This is a genomic window from Pontibacter sp. JAM-7 (assembly GCF_048548695.2).
Lineage (GTDB): Bacteria > Pseudomonadota > Gammaproteobacteria > Pseudomonadales > Balneatricaceae > Neptuniibacter.
On the sequence record NZ_JBLYIF020000004.1, the window covers coordinates 90994 to 117621 of the forward strand.

The window sequence follows — 26628 nt, forward strand, 5'->3', positions numbered from 1 at the left end:
TTGTGCGCTGGTATAAAAAGCTTTTCTGGAAGGTCTTTGCGGCCATTTGGGTAGTCAGCTTTCTGGCGCTGGTAGCGACAGTGCAGCTGATGGGCAACATTGCTGAAAAAGAAAAGTTTAATGCGGTAATTACTGCTAAGGCGATGGGTTATGTCGAGTTGATGGTAGAGCGGTATGAGCATAATGGTTATCGTCAGTTGCCAGGGCTTATGCAATCTCTGCGGACTGAAGAAGATCATCGCCATCGCTTTGCGCCCCGCCCTCCCCGTATTTCTAAACGTGTCGAGATCGTTGACCAATTGTTGGGGCAACCGGTGGTGCTGAATCCGCTGTTTGAGGGGCTCAAAGGTGGTGTGGAAGAAACCCTGTATACCTCTGATAGCGGTCGTAACTATCAAGTGTTTATTGATCTGAATTGGAAGGGATCGCCTGCTGCTAATATGTTGCGCAAGTTGCTCTCGGTTCAGGTGGTCCTCATTGTCTTGGTGTCTGGCTTGTGCGCCTGGGTTATCTCGGCAATTATCGTACGGCCAGTGAACTTGCTCAGGCAGCATAGCCAGGCAATCTATCAGGGGCAGTTAGACAGTCGAACAGATAAAAGTGTTTGTAACCGGGGAGATGAAATAGGAGAGCTGGGACGCGACTTCAACCGGATGGCTGACTATGTTGAACATACGCTAAGTGCTCAGCAGAAGTTGCTACAAGATGTTTCCCACGAATTGCGTGCGCCATTAGCGCGTTTGCAGGCGGCCGCTGGATTGGCGGAACAACGTTGGGGGGAAGCAGATAAAATTGTTAACCGCCTGAACCGGGAAACCGGACGCCTTGATGGCCTGATTGGTGAGATTCTTTCCCTGTCACGGCTGGAGCAAATGGAGGTCAACTGTTCGGCTTACTCGCTTGATACCTGGCTGCAGGAATGGGTAGCGGATATCCAGTTCACTTATCAGTCCCACAAGCTGCAAACGTCATTGCAGCCCTGTCAAAGCACACTCAATGCCAAGCTGCTTGATCGCGCTATCAGTAATATATTGGTGAATGCCTGCAAACATACCCCGAATCTGACGGCTATTGATATCCGGCTGGAGGTGCAGCGACAAGCAGCAGTGATCACTATTCGTGACCATGGTGAGGGCGTATCTGCAGAGGCATTACAGCGGTTGTGTGAGCCGTTCTACCGGGCTGGCGCGAATAACAACGGCTATGGCTTGGGGCTAAGTATTGCTTATCGTGCGCTGGCGCGTTTGGGTGCAGAGCTGGAACTGAGTAATCACCCGACAGGTGGCTTGCAGGCGATCATCCGAATGCCGACGTAAAAAGGCTGATATTTTAATCTCAGAATTGGTAAAGCCCGGGCAGTTGCAGAATTCTCTCCAGTGCCTCCAGGGCACTGTAGTGTTCCCTTCTTAGCGACGGGTCGGCCAGTGAATCGGTTGATAGCTGGTCGCGGTAATAGCAGATGATCCATTCTTGTAGCGCTTGGTACAAACCAGGACTGAGCAGTACGCCTTGATGCATGCCTGACCGTTCTGCTTCCGTCAGTGGTACAGCTAAGCGCAGGCAGGCGGGGCCGCCTCCGTTATGCATACTCTCCCGTAGATTAAAATACACGACCTCATCGATGCTGCTGGCCAGTAAATTCTCGATAACCCGCTGGGCTTCGGGCTGCTCGGCACATTCGTGGGGTGCCAGCATGATCCAGCCGTGAGCGGTTGAGTGCAGTAACTGACTGTTAAACAAATAACAGTTAATGGCCGCGTTCAGGGGTAACTGTTCATTGGTAATTTCAATAATTTGCAAGGGCGTTTGCCAGTGCTGGGTGCGTTCCTTAAGCGCGTCCAGTTGAGTTGGCTGGTCGGCAAATGCATGGGCATGTAGCAGCAGTAAGTTGGCATAACCCACGGCAACCACGTCGTTATGAAAAGCACCGGCATTGATGGCAGCAGGGCTTTGTTGAACAAACATGGCCTGCGCTGAGGGTATGCGGTGTAAGCGGGCGATGCTCTCGCTGGCCAGTTGGCTTTGTCGGGCAGGAAACTTACCCGTCTGCACATGTTGCAGATCATTTCGCCCGTACACGAAAAGGTTAATTGCATCATCTCCTGCCGGGTCAAACAGACGAATATGGTTAGCTGCGCCCTCGTCACTGAAGCACTGCTGGGCGGGTAATGCAGGGTGGTGTTGGTATAGTCCTCGATCGGCAAAGATTAACTGTAGGGCTCGACTGTTATGACAGCACTCAATGGAGCGGTGCAACGTGCTTACCAGGTTGGCCGGAGTGAACTGGAGGCGATGTGCATGACTGTCAGCAGTTGCCGTAACGGTGGCGGCATTGGCAGCCCACATACTGGAAGCGGAGTAAGCGGCACTCAGTAACTGAGGCGCTTGACGGGAGGCTTGATACACCACGGCGTTATCATCACCACTAAACCCGGCGGCACGTAATAGACTTAACTCAGGTCGTTGAGCAGGAGGCAGGATAGCCTGCGGAAACCCCCGGCAATGCAGATACCACATCTTTTTCAGACCTTGCAGTGCGGCTTGTCGCGGATTGGATCGATTACCGTGATGCCGGGCAGAGGCAAGGTTACCGTAGGCGAGTCCGCCAAAGTGGTGACTGGGGCCAACTAAACCATCCAGGTTGAGCAACATGGTTTACTCCGTTGGCAGTGACAAGCCAGGCGGCAGGGTGTCCGGTAACACGAGCCGTTCTGCCTGTAATGAGGCTACCGGATAGGCACAATAGTCTGCGGCATACCAGGCACTGGGCCGGTGGTTGCCGCTGAGCCCTGTACCGCCAAATGGCCGTGCACTTGAGGCGCCGGTTAAAGGTCGGTTCCAATTAATCAGCCCTGCCCGCACATGGCGCTGGAACATTTCGAAGCACTCGGCATTATCCGTCAGGATGCCCGCAGACAAACCGTAGCGGGTATGGTTAGCCAGTCGAATGCCATGCTCCAGATCCCTGACTCTGAACAGTTGCAACAAGGGGCCGAAGTGCTCTTCATCCTCGGGGTTGAGGATCTGGCTGCAATCCATCAGTCCGGCTGAGAGTAGGGTTTTTGCCGGATTTTTTACCTGCATGGCTTCAAGTATGACGCCCCCTTGAGCAACAAGCTTTTGCTGTACGTCGAGCATGCGTTGTGCCGCATCTTTATTGATCAGGCAGCCCATAAAGGGTTGAGGCTCCTGGTCATAATCGCCATAGGTCAAATTTTGTATGGCGATACGCAGGTGTTGGATAAACTCGTCACCGGCGCTGCCATCGGGGACCAATAAACGGCGTGCGCAGCTGCAGCGTTGACCGGCACTGAGGTAAGCTGACTGCAGGGTCATCAGGACGGCGGCATCAACATTGTTAACATCGGTCACCAGCAACGGATTATTACCACCCATTTCCAGCGCCAGAATTTTTTCCGGGTGACCGGCAAACTGCCGGTGCAGGTAAGTCCCGGTCCGAGCGCTACCAGTAAAGTAAACGCCGCTGATATCGGCATGACTGGCAATGGCGGCACCGATAGTAGAACCGCCCTGGAGCAGATTAAGTACCCCATCGGGTAACCCGGCTTTTTGCCACAGGTGCAACATGAATTCGGCGGTACGAGGGGTCAGTTCACTGGGTTTAAAAATAAGGGTATTGCCGGCCAGCATGGCAGGCATGATATGCCCGTTGGGTAAGTGACCGGGAAAGTTAAACGGACCAAAGATAGCGACAATGCCATGAGGTCGATGGCTTAGGACAGAGCGTACATCGTTACAAAGGTTTTCCTCCTCCGGGCAGCGTTGCTGGTAGGCCTGCTGGGTATGGGGAAATTTTGCCAGCATGGCATCCACCTCAGCGCGAGCTTCCCACATGGGTTTACCGGTTTCCTGACCAATGGTATCTGCCATCAGTTCGCGGTGGTCAGCTAACTGTTGGACAAAGTGCTCAATCAACTGGCTACGGGCGCTAAGGGTCGTACTGGACCAACCGGGAAACGCTTTGGCTGCAGCCTGAACGGCCTGTTCGACTTGATGAGTATTGGCACCATGACCATGCCAGAGGGCCTGATCGTTAGCCGGGTTGATCGATGTCATGGCATCACCATCACCCGGCACCCAGCAGCCATTGATAAACAGAGATGCAATAGGCTTCATATCGAACCTCACTTTAACTCAACGATGCGGATGAGATCCTGATCACTGACATTCAGCATTGCTGCCACCACTGGTGAGATCTCAACCCGGCCCGTTCGTAGTCTTGCAGGGGCAAAGGTGCAGCGAAATTCGGCAATACGTTCATTACTGAGCAAGTATTCAGCATGCAGGTTGCTATGGCCTGTGTCGGTGATGCTCACGCGGGCACAACGACTCTGGCGGATACTGCGGATTTTTTTCAACGGCGCCGTCAGGGTCGGACCGGCATCAAAAATATCGACGTAATTCTCAAACCTGAAACCTTCGCTCTCCAACATGGCGCGGGCAGGTTCGGTAGCCGGGTGCACACGGCCGATAGTTTCCTGGGCTGATTCGGGCAACAGGTGCTGGTAGATGGTGTACTTGGGCATCAGTTCGGCGATAAAGGCTTTATTACCACTACCGGTCAGGTAGTCAGCCTGACTGAAGTCGATGCTGAAAAACTTCTGGCCCAGCCCGTCCCAGAAAGGTGAACGGCCAGCGTCGTCGGAAAATCCACGCATCTCAGCAATGACCCGTGCTGAGAAACGGGCGGGTTCTGCTGCCATAAATAAAAACCGACTTTTTGAAAGCAGTGCGCCGTTATGGTGACGCCTGTGCTCAGGGAGCAGGAACAGCGTGCAAACTTCAGAGCAACCGGTGTAGTCATTGCAGAGGTACAGTGTCTGGAATTGGTTGTATACCTGAAGCTGTGGTGAGGCGTGAACAACGGTTCCCAGACGATAGTGATACCAAGGGTAATTCAGCCCAACGGCGGATTCGATACCGCACGTCCCTACCACCTGCCCGCTGCTCTGTTCGACCAGTACAAATAGATAACTGTGGTTGGTTGTCTGGTTACTGTTACTGCTGAAGGCCTCGAGACTGAGGTTGATCCTGCTTTCCAACAGTTCAGGGTTAGCGGGTAATGAGGTGAACCCCGGACCAGACTCTCGGGCAATATGACAGAGGATATCCAGATCGTCTTTGGCAATAGGGCGAATGTAATACATTGGCTACCTCCCCTGTCGATTGTCGGTGCTGTGAAAAATCTGGCTGGCCGAGTCGGTGACAAAACCTTGATACAGCGCTCCGTCTGCTTTCGGGTAACGTTTTGCAAATTCATAGTAGCAGCCAGGAATCGAGTGGGTGCCATCGCTGAAGCGGACATTGATACGACTGGCAAGGGTTGAGGATTGCTCCAGCCCCTGGGCAGCAGAGCCTTTTACTGTACCGCCAAGGTTATTCAGGGTGATACCCCGCTGGCTTAGGAATTGGTTGACTGACTCTATGCTGTCATGTGACTGCAGTGCGTTTATGAGTATCGTGAAGTGGTTAGGGCGAAAGCCAAACGCGGCAAGCCAGGCGGCATATTCGCTTTCTGCCAGCAACTGCTGGTAGTTGTGCCAGCTTGGGTTCCAGTGTCGACCGGAATAACAGAATGACTCTGTGGCGCGCACTGCAGGAGGTATCTGGTCAACCCACTGATGTATCAGCTGTTGGCTGTCTGGCTGTAGTTTATGGGTCTGCAATTGGCTGATAAAAATTTTGGGCAGGTCCTGGTCAGAGTGTTGCAGATGGCGGGCATAGAGGTGCTTGTCGGGGAAGTGGTATTCACCGCCATAGCTGTACCCCGCTGCAAGAAAGGGCTGTGCCAGGTGCGCTAGATCTACTTCGGGTAGGTCAAAGGTGCGCAGGGCAATATGATCGTTGATCAGGTGCGTGTTGCGGGCAAGGAATAACCCATGAATCAGGCGTGCCTGGGGGTTGAGCTGCAGGTAATCCAGCCACATTGCTTGGATATGTTGGTTAAGTGTATCGCGTGTCATGGGCGCTCTCCCATAGGCCAGCCTGATTTGGCCAGGCGTATCAGCAACAGTGCGCTGAGCCGACTGCGTTCTGTCAGGCTGTCGAGTTCTATCTGTTCCTGATCGCTGTGAATACCGCTGCCGCGCACACCCAGAGTATCGATGTTTGTTAAGCCTGCAGCGGCCAGGTTATTGCCATCACAGCAGCCACCTGTGGCATGCCACTGCAATGCCAGATTCAACTCCTGTGCTAAAGCTTGGACATGCCGGTAGAGGGACAGTTGCGCCGAATCGAGTAGTTTAGGCAGCCGGCTGAAACCGCCCTGTATACGTAACTCGAAGCCTTCTCGCTTACGGAAGTGATCTATCAGAGTGTCGAGCTGCTGCTGGCACCAGATGGCATCTTCCGGTTTAGCGATACGGATGTTAAACCGCAATACACATTTATCAGGTACCTGATTAGTGCTATGGCCGCCCTGAATCACACCGGTATTCAGACTCAGGCCCGGTTGCTGGCCATTCAGGCGCTGCAGCTCAAGGGTAATCTCTGCTGCCAGGGCGATGGCATTACGCCCCTGCTCAGGGTTGCGCCCGGCATGTGCACTGCGCCCGGTCACTTGCAACGTATAGTTGGCACTGCCTTTGCGCTGTCCGGCCAGGTCTCCGCCGGGTAATGCCGGCTCATACACCAGCCCCAGATGGTGTTGGGTAGCCGCCTGCTGCAGCCAGGGCGCAGAACCGGGCGAGCCAACCTCTTCATCCGGGTTTAACAGGACCGTCCAGCCCACCTGTTGGGCATCAGGGTGCTGTTCTAAGGTCTGTAAGGCGTTGAGCATCACCAGCAGACCTCCTTTCATATCGCTGGCACCCGGACCGCGGAATAGGTTTGCGCTCAGGTATTGGCCTTGTTGAAAGGGGTGGCTGGGGCTGAACACCGTATCAAGGTGACCACATAACAATATCTGTAAAGGGGCGTCCGGGCGGAGTCGGAACTGCCAAAGGTCGCCCAGTTTGCGTGGTTGCATTACGCCGTTGAGGGTCAGTGTTTCGCCACCATCAAGGTGATGGCGCTGACACTGTAACTGCGGGAAACTGGCGCGGTACCACTGCTGTAATTGTTCCCCACAACGGTTAATACCGTCAGGGTTATCACTGCCACTATTGATAGCGACCAAGGTTTCCAGCCGGGCTACCATGGAGGCTTGTTGCGCAGCACACCATTTCAGTACGTCCGCCTCAATGGAGTCTGGCAGGTGGCAGCTGATGGTCATAGCATTGTGTCCGGATTAGCCAGAAAGCGCTGTATGGCGCGTTCGAGCCTTGCCAGACCCTCATCAATATCGGTTTCAGGGATGTTCAGTGCAGGGGCCAGGCGCAGTACATCGGGTCCGGCAATCAGTAGCATGAGTCCCTCTTCCAGCGCCAAATTCAGTAACTGGCGGGCTTTCCCGGCAAACTGTTGCTTCAGTACACAGCCGATCAGTAGCCCCTGACCACGGAATAACTCAAAGATTGGGATGGTTTGGTTGATATCTGTCAGTCCGGCGATAAATCGCTGATGACGGCTCTCCACGCCGACCAGCAATTCCGGTTGATTGATCAGTTCCAGTGCTTTGGCTGCTACCGAGCAGGCCAGAGGATTACCGCCATAAGTGCTGCCATGCACGCCAAAATTAAATGCCTTGGCTACATGGCTGCGGCATAACATGGCACCTATGGGAAAACCCCCACCAAGGGCTTTTGCTGCGGTGAGAATATCTGGGCAGGCTTCAGGCAGGTGTTCATAAGCAAACAGGGACCCAGTCCGCCCCATGCCGGTTTGGATCTCATCGTAGATCAGCAGCGCATTGTGCCGGGTGCACAGGCTACGCGCTGCCAGCAGGAAGTCCCGGTCCGCCGCAATAATACCGCCCTCGCCTTGTATCGGCTCCAGCACTACCGCACAGGTGTTGCTTGAAATGGCAGCCGTCAGTGCCGCAATATCATTAAATGGTAGGTGGGTGATGCCGCCGGGCACCGGTTTAAAGCCCTGCCGATATTTCAGCTGACCACCAACACTGACGGTAAATAGGGTCCGGCCATGAAAGCTGTTATGAAAGCTGATGATCTCATGTTTTTCCGCACCATAGTGGTCATGGGCATATTTGCGCGCCAGTTTGAAAGCGGCTTCATTGGCTTCGGCACCGGAGTTGGCAAAGTAGACCTTCTCGGCAAAGGTGTGTTTGCAGAGTTGTTGTGCTAGATGCAAAGCCGGTTCATTGGTCCAGACATTACTCAAATGCCACAGTTTTTCAGCTTGCTGCTGCAGCGTGTGGACCAGTTCTGGATGACAGTGGCCGAGCGCTGTTACAGCAATACCGCCAGCAAAATCAATATACTGTTTGCCCGCTTGATCCCACACCTGGCTGCCCTTGCCCCTGACAGGGATTACCGCTGGGGGAGCATAGTTGGGGACCATATATGCATCAAACAGGTCGCGAGTGATGGTCGATAGCATAAACACTCCGGATGCAGTGGTGTTGCTATCAGTTTAGTCGGTTGCGGCTGGGTTCAATGGCTGCTGTTGGGCGGGGGTTAGTGAAGGCATAAAAAAAGCACCCAGTGGGTGCTTATTCAGAGCGTGTTATTTATAGCGCATCCGGGCCGCTTTCGCCGGTACGGATTCGAATTACTTGCTCCATTGGTGAGACAAAGATTTTGCCGTCGCCAATTTTGCCGGTGTTGGCAGTTTTGGTGATCGCTTCAATGGCTTGGTTGACCATACTGGCTTCGAGCGCAATTTCGATTTTTACTTTAGGTAGAAAGTCCACCACGTACTCAGCACCACGATAGAGCTCGGTGTGGCCTTTCTGGCGACCAAAACCTTTCACTTCGGTAACGGTGACGCCCTGAATGCCAATTTCAGATAGTGCCTCGCGGACATCATCCAGCTTGAACGGCTTAATTACCGCGGTAACCAGTTTCATATAGCTTTATCCTCGCCTGCAACGGCTGGCTCTGATAGGCCTCAGAGAACAACCGGTTATGAACGTTGTTGAAAGCGCCCGGGGGCTTTCTGACAGGCTCCTAGTATAAACAGATTTGGCTTAGATGGAACAAGCAGAAGCGCGCAGGGCAAAAACGAAAAAAGGGTGCTGTTAGCACCCTTTTTGTTGGAGTTAGGTAGGACTTACTTAGCAGAGGTGAACTCTGGGTAAGCTTCCATACCACACTCGGACAGGTCGACACCTTCGTACTCTTCCTCTTCGGAAACCCGAACACCCATGATCACTTTGATGATCAACCAGGTAACCAGGCTGGTTACGAATACCCAACCGAAGATAGTAGCAGCACCGATGATCTGACCAGAGAAGGTAGAACCATCGTTGGTAACAGGTACCAGCAGCAGACCCAACAGACCTACGACACCGTGTACAGAGATGGCACCAACAGGATCGTCGATTTTCATCTTGTCGATTGCCAGGATGCTGAATACTACCAGCGCACCACCGATTGCACCGAACAGGGTAGCCTGCAGGGCAGTTGGGGTAGAAGGTTCAGCAGTGATGGCAACCAGACCAGCCAGGGCACCGTTAAGTGTCATGGTCAGATCCGCTTTACCGAACAGCAGGCGTGCAACGATCAGTGCTGCAATAGCACCGGCAGCTGCCGCTGCGTTGGTGTTCATGAATACAACCGCAACTGCGTTAGAGTTCTCAACATCGGAAGTTGCCAGTACGGAACCACCGTTGAAACCGAACCAACCCAGCCACAGGATGAAGGTACCCAGCGTCGCCAGTGGCAGGTTAGAACCCGGAATCGCATTGATTTCGCCGTTCTTGCCATATTTGCCTTTACGAGCACCCAGTACCAGTACGCCAGCCAGAGCAGCAGCAGCACCGGCCATGTGTACGATGCCGGAACCAGCAAAGTCAGAGAAGCCCATGTCGCCCAGAGTGTAGAAACCGAAGACAGCGTTGCCGCCCCAAGTCCAAGAGCCTTCCATTGGGTAGATGAAACCAGTCATGACAACCGCAAATACCAAGAACGCCCACAGTTTCATACGCTCAGCAACTGCGCCGGAAACGATGGACATTGCGGTAGCTACGAATACCACCTGGAAGAAGAAGTCAGCAGATGGTGCATAGGTTGCTGGCTCGTCACCAGAGAAGCCGTCACCGGTAATACCGGACAGCAGGTAGTCACCGCCGTACATGATGGCATAACCGCACACCATGTACATGATGCAGGCAATCGCATAAAGCGAGATGTTTTTAGTCAGGATTTCAGTGGTGTTTTTGGCGCGAACCAGACCGGATTCTAGCATCGCAAAGCCAGCAGCCATCCACATTACTAACGCACCGCACACCAAGAAGTAAAAGGTGTCTAGTGCGTACTTCAGCTGAGTAACATCAGCTACCGTTGTGTTCAGAATTTCTTCCATTGAGGTAACCTCCAGAAGCTATAAAATTGGTTAATTAAAGTGCTTCGTTGCCGGATTCACCGGTACGGATACGCACAACCTGTTCCAGCGGCATGACAAAGATTTTACCGTCGCCGATCTTGCCGGTCTGAGCTGCCTGACTGATGGCATCTACAACCTGATCAACGATGTCGTCTGCTACTGCAGCGTCAACGCGCACTTTCGGCAGGAAGTCCACAACATACTCTGCACCACGGTACAGTTCTGTGTGGCCTTTCTGTCGGCCAAAACCTTTTACTTCTGTCACGGTGATACCCTGAACACCGATATCAGATAGAGCTTCACGGACATCATCCAACTTGAATGGTTTGATGACAGCGGAGATCATTTTCATTGTGTTGTCCCCCATAAATGCATAATGCGAAAGCTTTATGCTTCAGTACGAAGCGTCGAGCAGGAAAGTTGATCGACATGCCGTCTACACAGCGAATCCTGTGCCATTTTTATAGCGATCCTTTTAAATCAACAGCTTAAGTAAACCGGGATCGAGCCATAAGTCTAATATGCGTCTTTTTGGCGCACAAAAAATAGCCTATGTTTTGTTTTGGTGCGGCTCTTTTGGCTTTTTCCTCTGTCAGCTGACTTGATATAGTGCAGAGCGATTAAACAACCAGTGTGGAGAGGTGGCGGTGATTAATCAGGCATTTATCGAAGGACTGGCTGAACAGCTCGGTCAGATGGTCTCCGGCCAAGCCGGGGGTACCCAGGCGCAGGTGCGCCAGATATTACAATCGGCTTTCAGTAGGCTTGACTTGGTTACCCGGGAGGAGTTTGATGCGCAGAAGGCTGTGTTACAACGCACACGGGAGAAAGTCGACGCGCTGGAAGCGCAACTGGCTGTATTAGAAGCTTCCCATTCATCCGATTCCTGAACAGGCACACCATGGACCTACCCGAACAGCAGTTCTTTCTGCAATCACCCCAGGCAATGGTCATTACGGATAGCGATAGCAACATTATCCGGGTAAACCCCGCGTTTGAACGAACCACGGGCTACAGCTTTGCTGAAGTGGTTGGCGAAAAAGCGCATATTCTGGCGGCTGAAGCCCTTAATATGCAGGCATATGAAGTCTTGTGGCCTGCTTTGCGTAGTAACGGCAACTGGCAGGGTGAGCTGTGGCAACAGCGTAAAGATGGCACGGTATATCCGGTGTGGCTGTCGATTTGCTGCCTCTGGGATGGCTCAAAACTGATGGGCTACGCGGCGCAGTTTTTCGATATCAGCTCGCTGAAATCGGCGATCAGTTTGCAGGCAGAGCCGGTGCAATATGATGAGCTGACACAATTACCGAGCTGGGATCGGTTCCGTGATGTGATGGATGCCCGCTTGCAGCGTGCCGCAGAAATTACGGAGCAGGTGGCGGTATTGCTGGTGGATCTGGATCGCTTCAAATGGATCAATGACACCCTAGGGCGGGATGTGGGTGATGGATTGCTGCAAGAAGTCGCCCGCCGACTGGGATCGGTTGTGCCTGCGCCCAACTCCTTGGCACGCCTGAACAGTGATGAGTTTGTCATGCTGGTGCCCTGTGTTGATGGAGTCGAGACAGCAACGCGCATTGCGCAACAGGTGGTCGAACAGCTAAGTCATGGCATTATGGTTGACCACCGTGAGATCTTTATCAGTGGCAGTGTTGGTATTGCCATGGCCCCGGAGCAAGGTAATCGTGCCCGTGATCTGGTTAAAAAAGCTGATGTGGCGATGTATGCGGCTAAACAAGGCGGGCGCAATACCTTCCGGGTGTATAACCCCCTGCTGGAACTGAGCAAAGGGCCGCAGATTCTGCATGAAGAAGATCTGATAACCGCACTTGATGCGGGACAGCTACAACTTTGCTTTCTGCCTGTGTACAGCCTGCATAGCCATCAGGTGGTGGCGGTGCATGCGGCCCCTATCTGGCAGCATGAAGAGCTTGGTCAGGTGCCCTTTAGCGGTTTTTCTTCTCTGTTGCAGGGCGCTGGCTCGGTCCGTAAATATGAAGCCTGGCTGGCGCAGGAACTGCAATCTTTTAACCTCATATGGGAACGCTATCCGGGCCTGAGGTATATTTCGTTGCGGCTTGAGAAGCAGCAGTTGAAAGCGGAAGATGATGCCCAGCGCTGGCTGGCGTTACTGCAAAAATACCAGATGACGGGTGCTATCCTGCTGGATATCGATGTTGAGACTGCGCTGGAAAAAGAGGGACTGCTGTTTGATGTACTGACCTCTGATGCTCTTCTGTCGCTGAGTGGTTTTGCGCAAAAGCTACCCAATATGGACCAGCTCAAGGATATTCACCCGGATATCATCCGGCTGGATGCTGAACTTGTCAGCAATATGAGCGGCGACAGCATGTGTCAGAAACAGATAAACGCTGTTCTGAAGATGGCTGAACGCATGGGTATTGAAGTCTTGGCAGATGGCGTGTCCACCGCGGGTCAACGCGGAGAGCTCATGGGTCAGGGCTGTATGCTGATGCAGGGTCGCTACTTTGGCTTACCGCTTACCTTGGAGCAACTGCTGGCACATCTGGCGGTGGACCACTAAGCTCAACTCAGTCTGTTATCAAAAGTTATATCTTCCAGGGAAGGAAGTTATGTCGCTCGCTATTATTCATAGCCGTGCGCAGGTGGGTATCTCAGCACCCGCAGTTACGGTTGAAGTTCACCTGTCAGGTGGACTGCCCTCCTTCGCTATTGTCGGACTGCCGGAAACGGCCGTTAAAGAAAGCCGCGAACGTGTACGCAGTGCATTGCTTAATGCCGGTTTTGATTTTCCTCAACGTCGCCTGACCGTCAATCTGGCACCCGCGGACCTGCCCAAAGAGGGGGGCCGTTATGATCTGGCAATTGCGATTGGTATTCTGATCGCCAGTGGTCAGCTATCGGTTGCCAATAGCTCCCAATTTGAGTGTATTGGTGAACTAGCACTTTCCGGAGAGTTACGGCCTGTCAACGGGGTTATCTCTGCCGCCATGGCATGCCGAGATGCAGGTAGACAGTTGCTGTTACCTGATAGCTGCGCCCAGCAAGCAGGTATTATCGGAGACCTTGAGGCATACGCATCTGATCATCTACTTAAGATCTGTTCACATCTAGTAAGTGAGCAGTTACTACCTCCAGTTAAGCCAATCAGGCTGGTGCATGCATATGACGAGTTACCTGACCTGATGGATGTTAAAGGTCAAGCTCAGGCTAAGCGGGCACTGGAATTAGCGGCTGCCGGCGGTCACAATCTGTTGTTATCGGGCACTCCCGGCAGCGGCAAAAGCATGCTGGCACAGCGTCTGGTTAGCCTGTTGCCGCCGCTGTCAGAAGCTGAGCAACTAGAAGTTGCCGCAGTGCATTCTGTTGCCAGTGATACGGGCTATGCGTTGTGTTGTAGCAGGCGGCCTTTCCGTGCTCCGCATCATACCGCATCGGCTGTTGCGCTGGTGGGTGGTGGTAGCCAACCCCGGCCGGGAGAAATTTCGTTGGCACATCATGGTGTGCTGTTTCTGGATGAGTTAGCGGAATTTAGTCGCAGTGTGCTTGAGGTGTTGCGTGAACCGTTGGAGTCGGGCGAGATTATGATTGCCCGGGCAGCCCGTCAAGCGTGCTTTCCGGCGGATTTCCAATTGGTGGCGGCTATGAACCCCTGCCCTTGCGGATACTTTGCCGATGGCAGCAGTCGTTGCCAGTGTACGCCGGACCAGGTCAGGCGTTATCAGTCTCGCCTGTCAGGGCCGCTGCTGGATCGGATTGATCTGCAGCTATCGGTTAGAGCCTTGCCCAAGGATGAGTTAATTGGCGATGCAGGCAGTGCAGAACCCAGTGCTGTCGTTCGCCGGCGGGTTACTGATGCCCGCGTGCGGCAAATGCAACGGCAAGGTTGTGCCAATCGGCAACTGACCGGTAAAGCCCTGGAACAGCACTGCCAGTTGAATCAGGATGACAGAATGCTGCTGGCCGATGCGTTGGAAAGATTGGGGTTATCTGCCCGGGCTTATCATAGAATTTTGCGGGTGGCGCGGACAATTTCTGATCTGGCCGGCCGGGAGCGGATTGCGCAGGCAGATCTATTGGAAGCACTGAGTTACCGAAGTGGATTATAGACGGAGTTATAGCGAAGCGGCGTCGACTTCGTAGTCTTCCACGACCAGTCCCATCTGGTTGTCATTGGCACACTGGCGCACAGTGTGGCGGAAGGTATCAAAGTCGACCGGGCGGCTGAAGAAATAGCCCTGCACCATGTCACATTGGTGCTCGACCAGGAAGTCTAGCTGTTCCTGTCGCTCTACCCCTTCGGCAACCACGGACTTACCCATGTTGTGGGCCAGGTTAATGATGGTGCGGACAATTTCCGCATCATCAGCGCAGGTGGTGACATCGGTGATAAATGAGCGGTCAATTTTAATGGTATCGATGGGCAGTTTTTGCAGCATGGAGAAAGAGGAATATCCGGTTCCGAAGTCATCCAGAGAGAACGACACGCCGGTTTCCGACAGACTATCCAGGCAGGACAGCACATGCTGCTCGTCTTTATGCAGCGCAGACTCGGTCAGTTCGAAAACCAGTGCATTGGTATCCACCTTGGTTTTGTCGAGTATACGCTTGATGGTAGGCACCAGTTTGTCATCGCCAAACTGCCGGAACGACAGGTTGACGCCAAAGTGACGCATGTCGATGCCTTCAGCCTTGAGTTGTTGCAGGTGTGTACAGGCTTGATGGATAACCCAATAGCCTATCGGGACAATGAGTCCAGCCTGTTCACATACGGGAATAAACTCATTGGGCATTAGCAGGCCGCGACGCGGATGTTGCCAGCGGATCAGTGCTTCGGCACCTTCTATTCGCCCGGTCAGCAGGTTAATTTGTGGCTGGTAGTGCAGAATAAACTGGTTGCCACGCAGGGCATGGGCAATTTCCGGTGCCAGCTCAGAGTAGACATCCCGGCCGGGTGCCATTTTCTGCTGATAGAAGTTATAGCTGGTATTGAAGTTTTCTTTGCTCGCCTGGCGTGCCAATACGGAGTTTTGCAGCAGTGTTTCCCCATCACGGCCATGCCCCGGAGTCATGGCAATACCAATGGAACTGCAGACCTGCAGTTGCTGGTGACTGAAGTGAAACGGTTGCTGCATATCGTTGATAAATTGCCGTAGCTTCTGGGTGACAAACTCTTCAACGTTTTCAAACGGTGAGGTTTCTATCAATACGGCAAATTCATCACTACCGAGGCGGGCGACCACCTCGCAGGGGTTAAAAGAGCGCCGAATTCGCTCACCCAACTCGATGACAATTAAATCCCCGTTGTGCTGACCAAAACTGCTGTTGAGAGAGCGGAAATTATTGATATCGATGGTGATGACTGCCAGCCGGTTACCGCTCTCGTCATTCGCGCAGAGCTTGTTTTCCAGCATGCGGCGGAAGTGTTGGCGATTACCAAGTCCGGTTAATGGGTCGGTATCGCGCAGTTGTTGAATCAAGCAGCTTTGATGATGGCTATTGATGGCATGACGCAAGGCGCGGTCGAGCAGTTCCGGGGAAAATTGTGTGATCGACACATAATCAAACGCACGAGACTTGAGTAGCTTCTCACCTTCAGCGTCAGTAATGTTCTCGCCTAACGCAATAATCGGGGTATTTGGCACCAGCTGTGCCAGACGGTTAATCGCTTGGCCGTATTTATTACCCAGCTGTTTGCCGGCAAACATTAACACGGAGTAATGACCCTGGCGCAGGCAAGAGACCCCGTCACGCAGGGAGCTGGTGATCGTTAGACGGTTTTTGTGTGTGGTTTTCACGAGGGAACGCAGAATAGATTTGCTGACGCGATCGACATCGATCAGCAATATCTTCTGAAGGTCGTCTGCTGTGTGACCTCGAGCCTGGTACATAACCCCTTCCCGTACAACAACTGAAGCCGCGACCGCAGTCAGATGGCTGCCCTGGTAAACTTATACATGTAATAATATCCACGGGCTAATACCACGGCCCGGAACAGCTGAATCATGGCAGCGTAGCCATCACCTGTTTATAGGCATTCGGCCTGACTAATTAAAACTTTAAATATTTTCTGAGTGGGCGTTTGTGAAACACCTCAATCCGCGACAGCGTGATGCTGTGAAATACATCGATGGACCACTGTTGGTTCTGGCTGGTGCCGGTTCGGGCAAGACCAGTGTAATCACCCAGAAAATTGCTTATTTGGTCAACAAGTGTGGCATAAAAGCGGCCAATATCGCCGCTGTGACGTTCACCAATAAGGCCTCTCGGGAGATGAAAGAGCGGGTGAACAGTCTGCTGGAGGGCCAGGCATCGCGCGGTTTGACGGTAGCCACCTTTCACAACCTGGGGCTGAACATTATTCGCCGCGAACACAAGCTGCTGGGTTTTAAGCCGGGTTTCTCTATCTTTGATGCCCAAGACAGTAAAGCATTGTTACGTGATTTGATGTTGCATAACAATGAGGATACCGATCAGGTCGATGCGGTTCAAAACCAGATTTCCAGTTGGAAAAACGACATGATCGACCCGGATACAGCCTTGGGTCGTGCCCAGCTGCCGCAGGACATTCTGGCTGCCCGTGCGTATGAGTCTTATGAAACCCACTTGCGTGCATACAATGCAGTCGATTTTGATGACCTGATTTTGATTCCGGTACGCTTGTTTGCTTCACAACCGGATGCTCTTGAGCGCTGGCAGAACCGCCTGCGTTACCTGCTGGTGGATGAGTATCAAGACACTAACCTGTCCCAATATCGCCTGGTAAAACAGCTGGTGGGCATGCGTGGCTCACTGACCGTGGTGGGTGATGATGACCAGTCAATCTATGCATGGCGTGGTGCCCGGCCCGAAAATCTGGCGCAGCTGCAGCAGGATTTTCCCAGCTTAAAGGTCATCAAGCTAGAGCAAAACTATCGCTCTACCAGCCGTATCCTCAAGGCGGCTAACACGTTGATTGCCAACAACCCCCACGTGTTTGAAAAACAGCTCTGGAGTGAGATGGGCATGGGGGATCCGATTCGGGTGCTGCATAATGCCAATGAAGAGGCTGAATGCGAGCGGATCGCCATGGAGATCCTCGACCTGCATCTGCGTAACAGTATCGCATTTCACGATATGGCTATCCTCTACCGCGGTAATTTCCAGGCCCGCCTGTTGGAGATTAAATTGCAGCAGTATCAGGTGCCATACAAGCTGAGTGGTGGCACCTCATTTTTTGCGCGTACTGAGATCAAAGATCTGATGAGTTATCTCAAGGTATTGATCAATCCGGATGACGACAACGCTTTCTTACGGGTGATTAACCTACCCCGCAGGGAGATTGGGCCCAGTACCCTACAGAAACTAGGCCAATATGCGTTGGAACGGCAGATCAGCCTGTTTGATGCCTGTGCCGAGCTGGGGTTGGAGCAGGTGATGCCTGCCAATGCTGTGCAGCGTCTGAGGCGGTTTTGCCAGTGGATGCAGCATATTTTGCGACAGTGCTATGAACAGGATCCTATCGAAGCGATTCGTGAAATGATGCGGGACATGGATTATGAAGGCTGGATCACTGAAAACAGTGCCAGCGATGCGATGGCAGAAAGGCGGATTCAAAACGTCGGTTTTCTGCTCGACTCATTGCGCTCAACCTTGGCAAGGCTGCAGGAAGAAGAACCAGATGCGGGCATCGAGGAAGCCATCAATCGTTTGGTGTTACTGGATATGCTGGATCGGCAGGAAGAGGAAGACGATTCTAATCGGGTGCAGTTAATGACTCTGCATGCCTCCAAGGGTCTGGAGTTTCCCTTTGTGTTTTTGATGGGTATGGAAGAAGAACTGCTACCTCATCGCAACAGCATCGAAACCGATAATATTGAAGAGGAGCGTCGATTAGCTTACGTGGGGATTACCCGTGCCAAACGTTCGTTAACGATTACCCTTGCTAAACAGCGTAAGCAGTACGGCGAAAAAATTGACTGTATGCCAAGCCGTTTTCTGGATGAACTACCTCAGGAGGACCTTGAGGTGGAAGGGCTGGGTGAACGCTGCCAGGTTGCTAACCAGAAACGTGGCAATGCGACGCTGAATAGCTTGAAAAATATGTTTGATTAAGCCCAGATGCAAAAAAAAGGCCGCATAGCGGCCTTTTTTAATGGTTCAGCAACTTACTTGGCGCTGTTAACCATGTGTTTGATCGCATTACGAATCTCTTTGTCAGAGCAGTCAGCACACAGGCCGCGAGGAGGCATGGCATTTAGACCGTTGATCGCATTTTCCATCAGAGTGCCCAAACCTTTAGCGCCACGCTCAGCCCAATCGCTGGTGGCGTATTTCGGCGCACCGGCAGCCCCCGTCGCATGACAGGCCGCACATTTCGTATTGTAAACTTCCTCACCGGAACGAGAACCGCCGGTTGCAGCAGGCGCCGCTGCCGCGCCACCACAGCTGGAATCGCCTTCGATACAAACAGAACCCACAGGCTTGATACGTTCGATGACTGCCGCGTCGTCATTAGCCGCCTGAGCAGACGTGCCCAGAAAAACGCTCAGTCCTAGCGCAAACAGTACAGAAGTGATTTTTTTCACAGTCACGACCTCTTTAATCGCTCAAATTGGAATATGTTTAACGTGGCCTGCTGGCTGCCTGGGCAACATGTTTGCTGCTGCAGAGGCGATAATACAGGCGCAGATGCTTAAAGTTTCACCGGTTGCGGATTATAGCGACAAATAAGCACAACTCAAATGGGGCTTTCGCAGCACGGCATAAACTTTTTGTGATAAAAATTTCAAAAAAATTGAGCAATTAACTGGCGCAACCTAAAAAAACGGTCTTATACTATGGTCTTAACATGCCCCGGACAGAGTGTAACATGCTGCAACCAGCCTACGACTTGCCTCCCTGTGCCTGCTTTGCAGATGCAAAAAAACCGGCCAACGACGAACACCTCCGCCTGTTAAGTGAAATCCCCAGTCAAGCAGTTTACCGATGTCAGCAGTGTCAGGCTTTCCTGGCGTTTCATATCCCTACTCGCTCCTGGGAAGTCATTGTACCTGGCGTACAGCGCCAGGGCGCCAAAACCCTATATTGAAACTGCAGTCTTCAGGCAAGCAAGATAATTCGATTTTTCCTTGGCGAAGCTGACAGGCATCGGTAGAATACCGCCTGCAAACTTTCCCGTGCGCCCGTAGCTCAGCTGGATAGAGTAGCAGGTTCCGATCCTGTTGGTCGGGGGTTCAAATCCCTCCGGGCGCGCCACTTTTTTCTGTATTTCTCTTACCCCGAATGACACTCTGTTATCTGATTTTTCCTCTATGCCGGAGGGTGAGCAGCCCCGTGGGTTCAGGCCGAGCGTAGCGAGACAGCGTTGCCTTGGGCAACGACCCGAAGGGCGAGGCGTAGCCGAGTAATCCCTCCGGGCGCGCCATTTTTCATACGCTAGTATCTCCCACAACCGCACGCTAAAGCCCTGCTGAGACGATCCACTCCGGCGTTATGTCTACGTTGCCTTCATCGCCCGTTATCCATATCTGGCCATCCTGAATATTGCTCTGGAGCTGCATGTTACGAGTGATAAGACGGGTCAGCGCTCTGCTTTGTTCAACGGGGATCCGCACGATTGTCAGGTTGTTTTGGCGACTGATTTCGGACTGGATTGAGGTTAACCAGGGATTGATGGCCTGATCGGTACCGTAGGTAATGATGACTACCTGCTGAGCACGGTTGCAGGCCTTCCGTACTCTTTTATCGCTTGGCAATCCCACATCGATCCAGAGCTCTATCTCATCTGAATAGCTTTTCTGCCACAGATCAGGCTCATCATCAGCGCAGAGTCCCCGGGTAAAATCGAGCCGTTCACTGGCATGCATAATAAAGCCGAGCAGCCGGATCATCATACGTTCTTCTGTTTCTGAAGGGTGTAAAGCCAATGTCAGGGCATGATCGGCGTAGTAATGCCGGTCCATGTTGGCAATATTTAATTGCGCTTTGAAAACGGTTGCGTTTTGAGCCACGTAATAAGATCCATCAGTCAATTAACCTGCCTAGTATACTCCGGTCATTAGGCCAGACAGTAATGCATAATCCGACATTAGGTGTTAGAGCCTGCCCTCCTCGATCAGCTGGTTGATAGCGATGCTTAATTCGTGATGCATAACCAGCTGAAATTCATCCTTCAGCCCTGTAAGGCTGTGTTTCATGCCAATAACACTGGCATAAAAAGGCCGACCAGATGCATCGGGCAAGGGAGTGAAGTTAAGTGTGTTGCTCAGTGTTTTGGCCAATTCACCATACAGTCTGGCAGCATCTCTACTCGAGTTATGCCCGGCAAACGAAGCGAGCTGAGTGTATGAGACGCTGCGGTGGGGGGCATAGAAATGGGTCAGCAGCATCTGTTTTTCTTCATGTGAAAGCTGTGAATGAGTCAGGGCTTTGGTGTAGTCCGAGCTTAATGGCAGCAAAGCAGTGATATCTGTCTCAACTCCCCAGCTTGCAGCTGCCCGAGCCACTTTCGTGTGCTCTACCTTAATATGTGCTTCGTTGGTTAGAAATTTGGCAATCTCCCGCCATGATGCTCCCTTTCGCCTGAGTTTAATTATGACCTCTTTATAGGGAGCTAGGTGCACCTTGGTCGGGGTGAATGTATCTGCCGCCTGTAGCAGCTCATTTATATGCGTCATAATGATTAAAATTGATAAATTTAATTATTTTTTAAATTATAACGCACAAATTGCAACATATGATGTATTTTTGAATATTTGCTATTCTGTAGCTAAATGCGGGTTAAATGACGGTATATGTCGTTAATATTCGATAACGCTTAATTTAGCCATATTTTTATATGCTTGTGGCAATGTCGGGTTACAGCTATAGGTTTTTATACCGGTTAGGTAATAGCATGTATATTTGCCTTAGTTCTTCGCTTTTTTGTTGCTGTTATTGCCCCTTCAGAAGCTATTTATGGCATTGATTTCACTGCCCTGGAATCAAGTTTCATAAAACTGAAATAACCACAGCACTGCCGCAATGTTTGAATACACGTTTGGCGTCAGCGAAGGTGATTAAACGGCATGGCAGTTGTTGGGTATATCCGGAAGGGGCAGATCAAGCTTAAACAGCAGCGGTTAGCGATTGAATCCAATATGCCAGTATGCAAGTGGTTTCAGGAGAAATCAGGCGCAGATAGCGCAAAGGTATTCGACAAGCTGATCAAGTATCTCTGGGCAGAGGACACCGTGGCGGTATTTGATCTGGGTGATCTTGGCCAGAGTGTTGAGGAAGTGGAGAAAAGGTTACGTAAGTTCTGTAAGAAGCGACTTTCTGTGTATTGGCATAATCAAGGCCTGCAACTGTCATCAGACTCACTACAGGGGGTATTAGCCGCCCTGGATGTCATGCGTAGCCTGCCGAGTCATGCTTCACAGCAGAGGTCTGATTTTCCCAGTGTACATAAGTTGCTAACATTTCCTGAGCCGAAACCCGGGCGTCGCCGCAAAGTCGACTATCAGGCTGTTGCTGTCTGGCGAGCGCAACACTGTGCCAGTATTGCGTCGACGGCACAGGAATTTGGGATCTCGGCGGCAACAGTAAAGCGGGCGTGCCGAGCCAATCTTGTGCTTAGTCAGACTGGCACATAAGCGACGGGGCTATTGTGGCTGCCTGTGGTTATCTTGTGGCGCCATTGCCAGGCTTGTTTTTACTCATCGCTGGGGGCTTTATTGGTAGAGTCACTGACGTTCTGAGCTACCTGTAGTGCACCCTCACGTACCTGAGCCAGGATTGAGGTTGCCTGGTCCATCAGTTCGGTACTGCGCTGGCTTTGGGCGCGAATGGTATCGACAATTTCTGCGACGGAGCTCGAAAGTTGCTCGTTCTCGCCAACCAGGTCGCCGATTTTAACGGTGGATTGACCAGTCTTATGCGCCAGTGCTCTTACTTCATCGGCGACGACACTGAAGCCTCGACCATAATCACCTGCTCTTGCGGCTTCAATGGCGGCGTTCAGGGCCAGTAGATTCGTTTGGCTGGATATCGCATCTATGGTGGTCACAATGGAGGCGACTTCAGATGACTTATCGTTTAGCTCACACATTAGCTTATATGCTTGCGCCACAGTGCTTTCAATCTGCTCAGCAATCTGGCTGCTTTCGCCGATTACAGAGATGGCCTGGTCTGAAATGGACACCGTCTTCTCAGAGGAGTGGTGCACGACTTCTTGAATATGCTGCTGGTTGACGATGCGTTCGGTAATATTGGTGGCAAATTTGACGATGCGGCTAACCCGGCCTGAAAAATCAAAAATCGGATTATAACTGGCTTCTAACCAGACCGGCTGCTTGTGCTTATTCAGCCTAAGGTATAGCCCCGTTTGGTAATGTCCGGCAGCTAATACTTGCCAGAAGTCGGGGTGCTGACGGTAGAATTCATCGGTACAAAACATCCGGTGATGTTTGCCTTTGATCTCTTCCAATGTATATCCCATGGTGGCCTGGAAGTTTTCATTGGCATTGATGATTGTGCCCGTGGTATCAAATTCAATTACCGCAAAACTTTTGTCCAGCGCTGCTTGCAGGTAGTGCTGGTAATTTTGTTGTGCTTTGGACTTTGTAATATCGTTGGCAAGCTTTATTACCTTGGTGACCTGGCCATTGTCATACACAGGAATATACGTGGCTTCCAGCCAAATTTGTCGGCCATTCTTGCCAACCCGCAAGAAACTACCCTGTGCGCTTTGCCCCTGACTTAATTGTTGCCAGAACATTGCATACTCTGGTGATTGAGCATAATCACCCTCACAGAATATACGATGATGACGCCCGATTATTTCAGCTAATGAGTAACCGACGGTATCGAGGAATAGCGGGTTGGCGTTGAGTATTTCGCCCTGGGGTGTGAACTCAATTGTGGCTACGTTATTGGTGATCGCATCCAGCATGCTTTTGTATCTTTGCGCATCGGCTTGTGCTGTTTCTACTGCGCTTTGACGGGTGTTATTTTCGTAGATTCTTTTCCACATGGTATTGCCCCATAGTCCCTTTACGGTTGTGTATTAGTTATCTGTGATATTTGAACGGATTGCAACGCAATTAGGTGTTGTGGTCTTTATTCAAGCAAACATTGCGCCATCGAAAAAAAACACGCGATTGATTATTTTTTGATCTGCTTTGCCGCATGAAGCGTATTCAGCAGGGGTAGATAACAATCCCTAGTTTTTTTCGCTCCACGCTGTTGAAAGGAGATAAAAATCATGAAAAAAATAATCGCACTTGCTGTCGGCCTTGCTCTCAGTGGTTCGGTACTTGCCGGGAACTGTAAATCTGATGATGTTGACTCTATTGTTGATATCGCGGTTGGCGATGATCGCTTCGAAGTCCTGGTGCAGGCGGTCACAGCCTTTGGTTTGGCAAATGATCTGAATACCAACAGGAACTTTACGGTGTTTGCACCTACGGATGATGCCTTTAAGGCTGTTGGCTTTGCTATTGAGTCGGATTCAGGCGATATATTGAACCCTGCGCTAACTGATGAGCAGTTAGAAGCAGTCCCCAACATTCTGCTCTATCACGTGGTGCATGGTGCGCGTGATGCCGAGGAGGTCTTTGCCAAAGATAAGATGTCTATGCTCAACAAAGCGTTCGTTACTTTGAGCACTGATGGCGTGACATTCAATGTGAATGATGCACAGGTGATTATTCCCAATATTGTTGCATGTAATGGCTATGTGCACGTAATTGATGCAGTGCTGCTGCCGCCGGTTGATGAGAGTTAATCAGTGGGCAGTAAAACCACCACAACGGATGACTCTGCGTCCGTTGTGGTGCTATTCAAACTGCCATTCATGAGAAAGTCCGGGGATATTACGGTTAACGGCCTCCACCGGCAGCCTTTTTTGCAGACGCTCCAAAAACCGCTGCCATACCTCAGCAACAGAGATGCTCTGATCCAGCCGGTCATGCTGGGTGATTGCATCGCCAACTTGGATAATGCCTGGTTCAAGCACTCGGTAGTACCAGCCGGAAATGCCTTGGGACATCAATAACACAGCAATATGACCGTTGCCGTATTTATGATTAACCTTCCAGCAGGGGCGGCGCGGTTGGGAGACCTGTACCAGTGCCTCGCCAATGCTAAATGTGTCGCCAATATGTACCTGATTGTCCAGTAGAGTCTGACTGGAAATATTCTCACCAATGCTGCCGGGTATGAAATCTTCATTCAGGTGTGCAAGGGCTTGCTGCAGTACCGCATAATTTTCTGCGGGGAATTGATACAGGGCTTTTTCTGGACCGCCATGCACCCGGCGATCAACCTGGATATCGCCCTCGAGACCTTCTTGGGTAAGCAAAACCGGCTGTTCGCAGGGTAGTTTGAAAATGCCGGTGGGAGTATTGGAAGGGCCAATCTCTTTGAGTTGACCTAAATACAGTTGGTCGATTCTGCTGCTGAGCGCCATATTGGGACTCCGATAGTTGAGTCCTTAAGTGTTGGCAACAAAGCGCAGAGTTGCAACCTAGCTGGCGCCAGGTTGGGCATCGATGGGGAAGTTATTGCGTCGTACCCGGACCACTACAGTGCCCGCCAGCTTGTCATGCCAGCCTTGCCGTTTAGGGTCGCGGGCAATTGAAAGTATGCCTAAGCCCATGGGCAACATTGCCAGAGGATAACCAACATAACGTAATACGGCCTGACGCAGATGCATCCGGTCTCCCGTTTCAGCATCCACGATTTTTAACCCGGTGAGCAGTTTGCCGGGAGTGGCGAGAAAACGTAACCAGAATGCCACCGTGAGTACGAAGGGCACCATATAGTGTGCAGCCAGATCGAGTGGTTGCAGGTCGCTGCTGGCGGATGGAAACTCCCAGTCTCCGGTATCGTCCATTAACCATAGTGGACCGGAGAAAAGAATAAGGGTGAAGGTGAAATCGACACCTGTGGCCAGACTGCGGAGCCAAAATCCGGCATATTCCTGATCTGTCATAGCGACCTCCCTACCTCTAGTAAACTACAGAGATTACTTTTTGACCATAATGCTGCGTCTGCAAAATGGCAACTATAAATTACCGATAAGTTGTTTTTCGAGCGAGGGAACGTTATGTATATTCCCCAAAAAAGCCGTTATCGTCCGGCTTATTTGGGGAAACTTCGAATAAACTGTGATCTTGGTGTTTTTTTGTGCATCGCCGTATATGGCGATGATTTATGCTATATATGGCATCAAAAACGCTTCTGGTAACGGTGACAGTAAGGTGCCCGGCCAGTTTTTGCGTAGTAACCCTGATGGTAGGGCTCAGCTGGCCAGAAAGTGCACATAGGTAATAGCTGGGTGACGACATCAAAACCTTTCTGTTGCAGTTGTTTGATCAGTTGTTCGGCAGTTTGCTGCTCTTTATCGTCATTACAGAAGATCGCAGAGGCATACTGTGGGCCTAGATCAGGGCCCTGACCATCGGCTTGGGTGGGGTCGTGAATCTCGAAGAACAGCTTGGCCAGTGCTTCATAGCTGACCACGCTGGCATCATAAAGTACTTCGACGGTCTCTATATGTCCGGTGGTTTTACTGCAGACTTCTTCATAGCTGGGGTTGGGCAGTTTGCCCCCCATATAACCCGAGGTGACAGCGGTGACTCCAGGCTGTTGTTGTAGCAAGTGCTCTACGCCCCAAAAGCAACCCCCGGCGAAATAGGCTTTTTGCAGTGTGGTGCCTTCAGCGGCAGCATGCTGCTCGGCACTGATAAAATTCATAGAGACAGAATTGACACAGTGACGGGTATTTTTGGCAGTTAACATCTCGCCGTCAAAGACATGGCCCAGATGTCCGCCACAGTTGGCACAGAGAATTTCAGTGCGTCGTCCATCGGCATCGGCTTCATGACGGATAGCGCCGGGGATCTCATCATCAAAGCTGGGCCAGCCGCAGTGGGATGGGAACTTGTCTTCAGAACGATACAGCGGTGTACCGCATTGTTTGCAGGTATAAACGCCGGTGGCAAAAAAGTCGTTATATTTGCCGGTAAAAGGGCGTTCGGTGCCTTTGTTAATGATGATATGTGTTTCTTCTGGAGTGAGTTTTTTATAGGTCATTTTGACACCTCAGGATAGACGGCCCTTCCCTGCAAGACACTGTCATGGTCTTGCGAATTAACTGAATGGGTGTGGGCACATTAGCCGCTTGGGCTTGGATCGGCAACTCGATGAATCGCCTGATTCATGCGTCGTCTGCTGTTTGGTCTGGTGAATAGATCTGAAGTTCATTAAGCAGAG

Annotated in this window: 25 protein-coding genes, 1 tRNA gene and 1 other RNA gene; 10 read left to right on the plus strand and 17 right to left on the minus strand. The window is 51.7% G+C overall.

Annotated features, from left to right (window positions below):
* Nucleotides 1-2 precede the first annotated feature (2 nt).
* On the plus strand, nucleotides 3-1316 hold the full coding sequence (locus ACFVYJ_RS06595; protein ID WP_419415623.1) for a sensor histidine kinase: 1314 nt from the start codon (nucleotides 3-5) through the stop codon (nucleotides 1314-1316).
* Between the two features lie 19 nt (nucleotides 1317-1335).
* Here ACFVYJ_RS06595 and ACFVYJ_RS06600 read toward each other — a convergent pair whose 3' ends face one another.
* The 9 genes from ACFVYJ_RS06600 to glnK all read right to left on the minus strand — a co-directional run bounded on the left by ACFVYJ_RS06600 (nucleotide 1336) and on the right by glnK (nucleotide 10759).
* Nucleotides 1336-2652: an N-succinylarginine dihydrolase gene (locus ACFVYJ_RS06600; protein WP_419415622.1), complete on the minus strand. Its 1317-nt coding sequence runs from the start codon at nucleotides 2650-2652 to the stop codon at nucleotides 1336-1338.
* A 3-nt stretch (nucleotides 2653-2655) separates the two neighbouring features.
* Nucleotides 2656-4137 carry a succinylglutamate-semialdehyde dehydrogenase gene (astD, locus tag ACFVYJ_RS06605; protein WP_419415621.1) on the minus strand — a complete coding sequence of 494 codons (1482 nt, stop codon included), beginning with the start codon at nucleotides 4135-4137 and terminating at the stop codon, nucleotides 2656-2658.
* Nucleotides 4138-4145: 8 nt separating this feature from the next.
* Nucleotides 4146-5168: an arginine N-succinyltransferase gene (gene astA, locus ACFVYJ_RS06610; protein ID WP_419415620.1), complete on the minus strand. Its 1023-nt coding sequence runs from the start codon at nucleotides 5166-5168 to the stop codon at nucleotides 4146-4148.
* Nucleotides 5169-5171: 3 nt separating this feature from the next.
* The gene (locus ACFVYJ_RS06615; protein WP_419415619.1) at nucleotides 5172-5984 is read right to left on the minus strand and encodes a DUF1338 domain-containing protein; all 813 of its coding nucleotides are present in this window, start codon (nucleotides 5982-5984) and stop codon (nucleotides 5172-5174) included.
* A complete protein-coding gene (locus ACFVYJ_RS06620; protein WP_419415618.1) occupies nucleotides 5981-7234 on the minus strand; it encodes a hydrolase in 1254 nt (417 codons plus the stop codon). Before ACFVYJ_RS06620 ends, ACFVYJ_RS06615 begins: the two co-directional genes overlap by 4 nt.
* The gene (locus tag ACFVYJ_RS06625; protein WP_419415617.1) at nucleotides 7231-8460 is read right to left on the minus strand and encodes an aspartate aminotransferase family protein; all 1230 of its coding nucleotides are present in this window, start codon (nucleotides 8458-8460) and stop codon (nucleotides 7231-7233) included. Before ACFVYJ_RS06625 ends, ACFVYJ_RS06620 begins: the two co-directional genes overlap by 4 nt.
* Before the next feature lie 130 nt (nucleotides 8461-8590).
* The gene (locus ACFVYJ_RS06630; protein ID WP_419415616.1) at nucleotides 8591-8929 is read right to left on the minus strand and encodes a P-II family nitrogen regulator; all 339 of its coding nucleotides are present in this window, start codon (nucleotides 8927-8929) and stop codon (nucleotides 8591-8593) included.
* A gap of 203 nt (nucleotides 8930-9132) precedes the next feature.
* On the minus strand, nucleotides 9133-10386 hold the full coding sequence (locus ACFVYJ_RS06635) for an ammonium transporter (RefSeq protein ID WP_419415615.1): 1254 nt from the start codon (nucleotides 10384-10386) through the stop codon (nucleotides 9133-9135).
* A 34-nt stretch (nucleotides 10387-10420) separates the two neighbouring features.
* Nucleotides 10421-10759: a P-II family nitrogen regulator gene (gene glnK / locus ACFVYJ_RS06640; protein WP_419415614.1), complete on the minus strand. Its 339-nt coding sequence runs from the start codon at nucleotides 10757-10759 to the stop codon at nucleotides 10421-10423.
* Nucleotides 10760-11054: 295 nt separating this feature from the next.
* Between glnK and ACFVYJ_RS06645 the strand changes: the two genes are divergently transcribed.
* The 3 genes from ACFVYJ_RS06645 to ACFVYJ_RS06655 are packed head-to-tail and all read left to right on the plus strand — an operon-like array spanning nucleotide 11055 to nucleotide 14498.
* Nucleotides 11055-11297, plus strand: coding sequence for an accessory factor UbiK family protein (locus tag ACFVYJ_RS06645; RefSeq protein ID WP_419415613.1), 243 nt, complete (start codon nucleotides 11055-11057; stop codon nucleotides 11295-11297).
* An 11-nt stretch (nucleotides 11298-11308) separates the two neighbouring features.
* A complete protein-coding gene (locus ACFVYJ_RS06650) occupies nucleotides 11309-12952 on the plus strand; it encodes a diguanylate cyclase domain-containing protein (protein WP_419415612.1) in 1644 nt (547 codons plus the stop codon).
* 49 nt (nucleotides 12953-13001) lie between these two features.
* Nucleotides 13002-14498, plus strand: coding sequence for a YifB family Mg chelatase-like AAA ATPase (locus tag ACFVYJ_RS06655; protein ID WP_419415611.1), 1497 nt, complete (start codon nucleotides 13002-13004; stop codon nucleotides 14496-14498).
* A 6-nt stretch (nucleotides 14499-14504) separates the two neighbouring features.
* Here ACFVYJ_RS06655 and ACFVYJ_RS06660 read toward each other — a convergent pair whose 3' ends face one another.
* Nucleotides 14505-16280 carry an EAL domain-containing protein gene (locus ACFVYJ_RS06660; RefSeq protein ID WP_419415610.1) on the minus strand — a complete coding sequence of 592 codons (1776 nt, stop codon included), beginning with the start codon at nucleotides 16278-16280 and terminating at the stop codon, nucleotides 14505-14507.
* Between the two features lie 193 nt (nucleotides 16281-16473).
* Here ACFVYJ_RS06660 and rep point away from each other — a divergent pair, with 193 nt between their 5' ends.
* Nucleotides 16474-18483, plus strand: a complete 2010-nt coding sequence (gene rep / locus ACFVYJ_RS06665) for a DNA helicase Rep (RefSeq protein WP_419415609.1) — start codon at nucleotides 16474-16476, stop codon at nucleotides 18481-18483.
* 53 nt (nucleotides 18484-18536) lie between these two features.
* On the opposite strand, the gene ACFVYJ_RS06670 is transcribed toward rep, so the two are convergent.
* A complete protein-coding gene (locus tag ACFVYJ_RS06670; RefSeq protein WP_419415608.1) occupies nucleotides 18537-18956 on the minus strand; it encodes a c-type cytochrome in 420 nt (139 codons plus the stop codon).
* A 284-nt stretch (nucleotides 18957-19240) separates the two neighbouring features.
* Between ACFVYJ_RS06670 and ACFVYJ_RS06675 the strand changes: the two genes are divergently transcribed.
* The 3 genes from ACFVYJ_RS06675 to ACFVYJ_RS06685 all read left to right on the plus strand — a co-directional run bounded on the left by ACFVYJ_RS06675 (nucleotide 19241) and on the right by ACFVYJ_RS06685 (nucleotide 19795).
* Nucleotides 19241-19459, plus strand: a complete 219-nt coding sequence (locus tag ACFVYJ_RS06675; RefSeq protein WP_419415607.1) for a hypothetical protein — start codon at nucleotides 19241-19243, stop codon at nucleotides 19457-19459.
* A 90-nt stretch (nucleotides 19460-19549) separates the two neighbouring features.
* A tRNA-Arg gene (locus tag ACFVYJ_RS06680) sits at nucleotides 19550-19626 on the plus strand.
* Between the two features lie 46 nt (nucleotides 19627-19672).
* A non-coding RNA gene (locus tag ACFVYJ_RS06685) (RtT sRNA) lies at nucleotides 19673-19795 on the plus strand.
* A gap of 34 nt (nucleotides 19796-19829) precedes the next feature.
* Here the strand turns inward: ACFVYJ_RS06685 and ACFVYJ_RS06690 are convergent.
* Nucleotides 19830-20381: a YaeQ family protein gene (locus ACFVYJ_RS06690; RefSeq protein ID WP_419415606.1), complete on the minus strand. Its 552-nt coding sequence runs from the start codon at nucleotides 20379-20381 to the stop codon at nucleotides 19830-19832.
* A gap of 84 nt (nucleotides 20382-20465) precedes the next feature.
* Nucleotides 20466-21047, minus strand: coding sequence for a hypothetical protein (locus ACFVYJ_RS06695; protein ID WP_419415605.1), 582 nt, complete (start codon nucleotides 21045-21047; stop codon nucleotides 20466-20468).
* Nucleotides 21048-21437: 390 nt separating this feature from the next.
* Here ACFVYJ_RS06695 and ACFVYJ_RS06700 point away from each other — a divergent pair, with 390 nt between their 5' ends.
* Entirely contained in the window at nucleotides 21438-22004 is a 567-nt protein-coding gene (locus ACFVYJ_RS06700; RefSeq protein WP_419415604.1) for a recombinase family protein, read from the plus strand.
* A 59-nt stretch (nucleotides 22005-22063) separates the two neighbouring features.
* Here ACFVYJ_RS06700 and ACFVYJ_RS06705 read toward each other — a convergent pair whose 3' ends face one another.
* A complete protein-coding gene (locus tag ACFVYJ_RS06705; protein ID WP_463255065.1) occupies nucleotides 22064-23383 on the minus strand; it encodes a methyl-accepting chemotaxis protein in 1320 nt (439 codons plus the stop codon).
* A 231-nt stretch (nucleotides 23384-23614) separates the two neighbouring features.
* Between ACFVYJ_RS06705 and ACFVYJ_RS06710 the strand changes: the two genes are divergently transcribed.
* Complete coding sequence (locus tag ACFVYJ_RS06710) at nucleotides 23615-24136, plus strand: fasciclin domain-containing protein (RefSeq protein WP_419415603.1); 522 nt, start codon at nucleotides 23615-23617, stop codon at nucleotides 24134-24136.
* Between the two features lie 51 nt (nucleotides 24137-24187).
* On the opposite strand, the gene ACFVYJ_RS06715 is transcribed toward ACFVYJ_RS06710, so the two are convergent.
* The 3 genes from ACFVYJ_RS06715 to ACFVYJ_RS06725 all read right to left on the minus strand — a co-directional run bounded on the left by ACFVYJ_RS06715 (nucleotide 24188) and on the right by ACFVYJ_RS06725 (nucleotide 26448).
* On the minus strand, nucleotides 24188-24820 hold the full coding sequence (locus tag ACFVYJ_RS06715; protein ID WP_463255067.1) for an MOSC domain-containing protein: 633 nt from the start codon (nucleotides 24818-24820) through the stop codon (nucleotides 24188-24190).
* A gap of 57 nt (nucleotides 24821-24877) precedes the next feature.
* Nucleotides 24878-25345, minus strand: coding sequence for an RDD family protein (locus tag ACFVYJ_RS06720; RefSeq protein WP_419414777.1), 468 nt, complete (start codon nucleotides 25343-25345; stop codon nucleotides 24878-24880).
* Between the two features lie 236 nt (nucleotides 25346-25581).
* Nucleotides 25582-26448 carry a bifunctional methionine sulfoxide reductase B/A protein gene (locus ACFVYJ_RS06725; protein ID WP_419414776.1) on the minus strand — a complete coding sequence of 289 codons (867 nt, stop codon included), beginning with the start codon at nucleotides 26446-26448 and terminating at the stop codon, nucleotides 25582-25584.
* Nucleotides 26449-26628: the final 180 nt, after the last annotated feature.